This is a genomic window from Allobosea sp. (assembly GCF_048595345.1).
In the GTDB taxonomy this organism is placed as follows: domain Bacteria; phylum Pseudomonadota; class Alphaproteobacteria; order Rhizobiales; family Beijerinckiaceae; genus Allobosea.
Window position 1 is genome coordinate 1 of the sequence record NZ_JBMDWH010000024.1, and the last position, 3,075, is coordinate 3,075.

The window sequence follows — 3,075 nt, forward strand, 5'->3', positions numbered from 1 at the left end:
TTGCGCAGGATCCAGGAGCGGATGTTGTGGATGTTGCGGCCGGTGGAGAGGTCCATGACCGTGTCGGCGCCCCAGCGGATCGCCCAGACCAGCTTCTCGACCTCCTCGGCCGCGCCGGAGGTGACGGCCGAATTGCCGATATTGGCGTTGATCTTGACCAGGAAGTTGCGGCCGATCGCCATCGGCTCCAGTTCCGGGTGGTTGATGTTGGCGGGGATGATGGCCCGCCCGCGCGCGATTTCCTCGCGCACGAATTCCGGCGTCACGAATTCCGGCACGGCGGCGCCGAAGCTCTCGCCATCGGCATGGCGCTCGCGCGCACCCTCCAGCATCGCGGCGCGGCCGAGATTCTCACGATGCGCGACATAGATCATCTCGGGCGTGACGATGCCGGCCCTGGCGAATTCGTATTGCGTCGCCATCTGGCCGGGCTTCGCCTGCAGGATCGGGCGCTGCGCGGGGCAGGCCGGCACCAGCTGCTCGGCCGAGATGTTGCCGTTATCGGCCGCCGTGACGGCGCGGCCGGCGACCTGCTCGAAGCCGCGGGCATCGAGCCAGGCCCGGCGCGGCTGCGTCAGCCCGGCATTGAGATCGATCTGCACATCGGTCTCGGTATAGGGGCCGGAGGGGTCGTAGATCCGCACCGGCGGCTCGGCGTCGGTCGTCAGCACCACTTCGCGGAACGGCACCCGCATTTCGGGGTGCTCGGGTGCCGCGACATAGATCTTGCGCGAGCCGATGATCGGCCCGGTGGTGACGGTTTCGGGCGCGGCTTTGACGCTGCCCTTCTGCGGCTTGGCGTGGATGTTCATGGGGATCTCCTCCGTGACGGTCAGGAGATCCGGGGCGTCTGACGGTTCAGTCGCTGTCTGCGGGCGAGTTCGAGCCTTTGCCCGCGTTCCAGTCCCTCCGCCGGTATGACCCGGATCAGGTTCGACGGGTTCGGCGGTCAGGCCATCTCAGCTCTTGCGAGCACCCCTCGGAACGCCTCCAAGGTTAGGGCTTCGTCGCGAGCCGCGCAACCGGCAAAGCAAAAGCCGGCCCGAAGCGGCCGGCAGGGAAAAGAGACGTCGCAATGGGCCGCGAACGAAGCGCTCGCCGCTCAGGCGAAACGGTCGATCTGCCCGCCCTGTCCGGCCGGCAGGCTCGCTTTGGCCTGCTCGGCACCCTGCTCCAGCAGGGCGACGACACCGGCTTCCGCATCGGCGTTCTGCTTGACGAAACGGGTCGCGAGAGCCTGCTGCGTCGCAGTGCTGGACATTGCGATAAGGCTCGTGGCGGTCGAGATGGCGTCGCTCATGCCGCTCGTCCTAGCAGAACCGCCTTTCCAGAAACTGAACGCGATCGGCGCGATATGACGGATCGTCAGGGTGCGATGATCGAGGGCACGCCGCGCGGCATCGGCAGATTCCGATCCGCCTCCTGCCGCTGCTCGGGGCGCGCGCCCTGGTCGCTTCGCAGCCGCGCCATATCCGTGCGCGGGGCCAGCGGGACGCCGGGCGCCCGCTGCCTCACCTGCGGAGACGGAGCGGGTGGTGCGCCGGGCGCGTCCTGCTGGGCCTCGGCCGGGGCGGCGAGAAGGCCCGTCATCAACAGGCCTGCGAGGGAGAGGGTGAACGGTTTCACGGCTTCGCCTCCTGGATTGGGAGTCCTCCGCGAAATCAACAACGGAAACTGGCGCCGGTTCCCGCGGAAACGAAAGAGGCCGCCCGATGGGGCGGCCTCCGGTCCTTGCAGGGAGAGCGATCCTCAGCGGCTCTGGCCGCTCAGCAGCGGTGTGATGCGCCGCAGGGTGACGCGCCGGTTCTCGCGCGAGGCCGCTTGCGTATTCACCTTGAGATACTGCTCGCCATAGCCCTGCGTAGTCAGGTTCTCGGGCGGGATCTGGAAATCCCGCGTCAGGATCTCGGCCACCGACTGCGCCCGCCGATCGGACAGCGAGAGATTATCGACATCCGAGCCGACGGCATCGGTATAGCCCTCGACCATGAAGACCTCGTTGGGCGAGTTGCGCAGCACCTGCTTGATCGAGGCTGCGATCACGGCGAGCCGCTGTGCCTGGTCCTGAGTCACCTGCCAGGAGCCGCTGTCGAAATTGATCGAATCGACATCGACGCTGCGCATCCGGGCCCTGAGATCCGGCGAGTAGCGCACCTCGTCCAGCGTATAGCGGCGCGGGATCGGCGCGATCGGCGGGGCCGCGAAGGTCTCGTAGAGCAGCCCTTCATCGGCGCTTTCGGCATCGACGATATAGCGCTCGCGCGGAATCGGCAGCGGCGGCGGCGGCAGCACCACGATCTCATCGGCGAAGCGATCAGGGCCGCCGCCGCGCACCGTGTTGTCGATGATGATGACCTCGCGGCCATCCGGCTCGGTGCGGATGCGGCGGATCAGCCGCCCCTGCTCGTCGGTCACGGTGATGACGCGCGAGCCGTCCGGCCGCTCGAACACGGTCCGCGTCTCGCCGCCGCGCCGCTCGGAGCGACCCTGCCAGCCGAGATCGCGGAAGCGCTGGTCCTCGTCGCGGCGGATGATGGCCGTGCCGTCATCGCCGCGGATGATGGTGCGGCCCGGCTCGCGGATGATGGTGACGTCACCCTCGCGCTCCTCCTGACGGCGGGCGCGGATGTCGTCCAGGCGCTGGGCGCCCTGCGTCGCCATGATGCCGCCGACGAGGCCGGCTCCGGCGCCGATTGCGGCCGCGACGCCCGGCGAAAAGCCGCGCCGGGTTTCACGCTGCGGTGGCTGGCCGGGCAGGGCCGCCGGCGGCTGAGCCGGAGCGACTCCGGCCGGCGGAGGCGGCGCAGCAGCGCCCGGAGCCGGCGTTCCGGTCGCGGGAATGCCCGGCTGCGGCGCGGGCTGCGGCGCTGACGGAGCGGGAGCAGGCGCGCCACCGGTCGCCGGAACGCCGGGCGCGGGGGCCGGAGCCGGAGCGGGCGCCGGCACAGGCGCGCTCTGCCGCTGCGTCTGCGGTTGGGCCGGGGCGCCGGTGGCCGGAACGCCGGGCGCCGGCTCTGCAGGTGCGGGCGCCGGCCGCTGGGGAGCGCCCGTCGCCGGCACACCAACCGGATTGGG

General features: G+C 70.1%; 4 protein-coding genes and 1 riboswitch. All 4 genes read right to left on the minus strand.

Features of this window, described 5'->3' with window-relative positions; translation table 11 throughout:
• On the minus strand, positions 1-812 hold an 812-nt coding region (locus ACOJTB_RS03490; RefSeq protein ID WP_420101131.1), incomplete at its 3' end, for a phosphomethylpyrimidine synthase ThiC.
• A 74-nt stretch (positions 813-886) separates the two neighbouring features.
• Positions 887-990, minus strand: a riboswitch (TPP riboswitch).
• Positions 991-1,102: 112 nt separating this feature from the next.
• Positions 1,103-1,300 carry a hypothetical protein gene (locus tag ACOJTB_RS03495; RefSeq protein WP_420101132.1) on the minus strand — a complete coding sequence of 66 codons (198 nt, stop codon included), beginning with the start codon at positions 1,298-1,300 and terminating at the stop codon, positions 1,103-1,105.
• A gap of 65 nt (positions 1,301-1,365) precedes the next feature.
• Positions 1,366-1,626 carry a hypothetical protein gene (locus tag ACOJTB_RS03500; protein ID WP_420101133.1) on the minus strand — a complete coding sequence of 87 codons (261 nt, stop codon included), beginning with the start codon at positions 1,624-1,626 and terminating at the stop codon, positions 1,366-1,368.
• Between the two features lie 123 nt (positions 1,627-1,749).
• On the minus strand, positions 1,750-3,075 hold a 1,326-nt coding region (locus ACOJTB_RS03505; protein ID WP_420101134.1), incomplete at its 5' end, for an OmpA family protein.

Coding starts and splice junctions, on each gene's coding strand:
- ACOJTB_RS03495 (WP_420101132.1), bottom strand. CDS start 1,300: ATGAGCGACGCCATCTCGACCGCCACGAGCCTTATCGCAATGTCCAGC.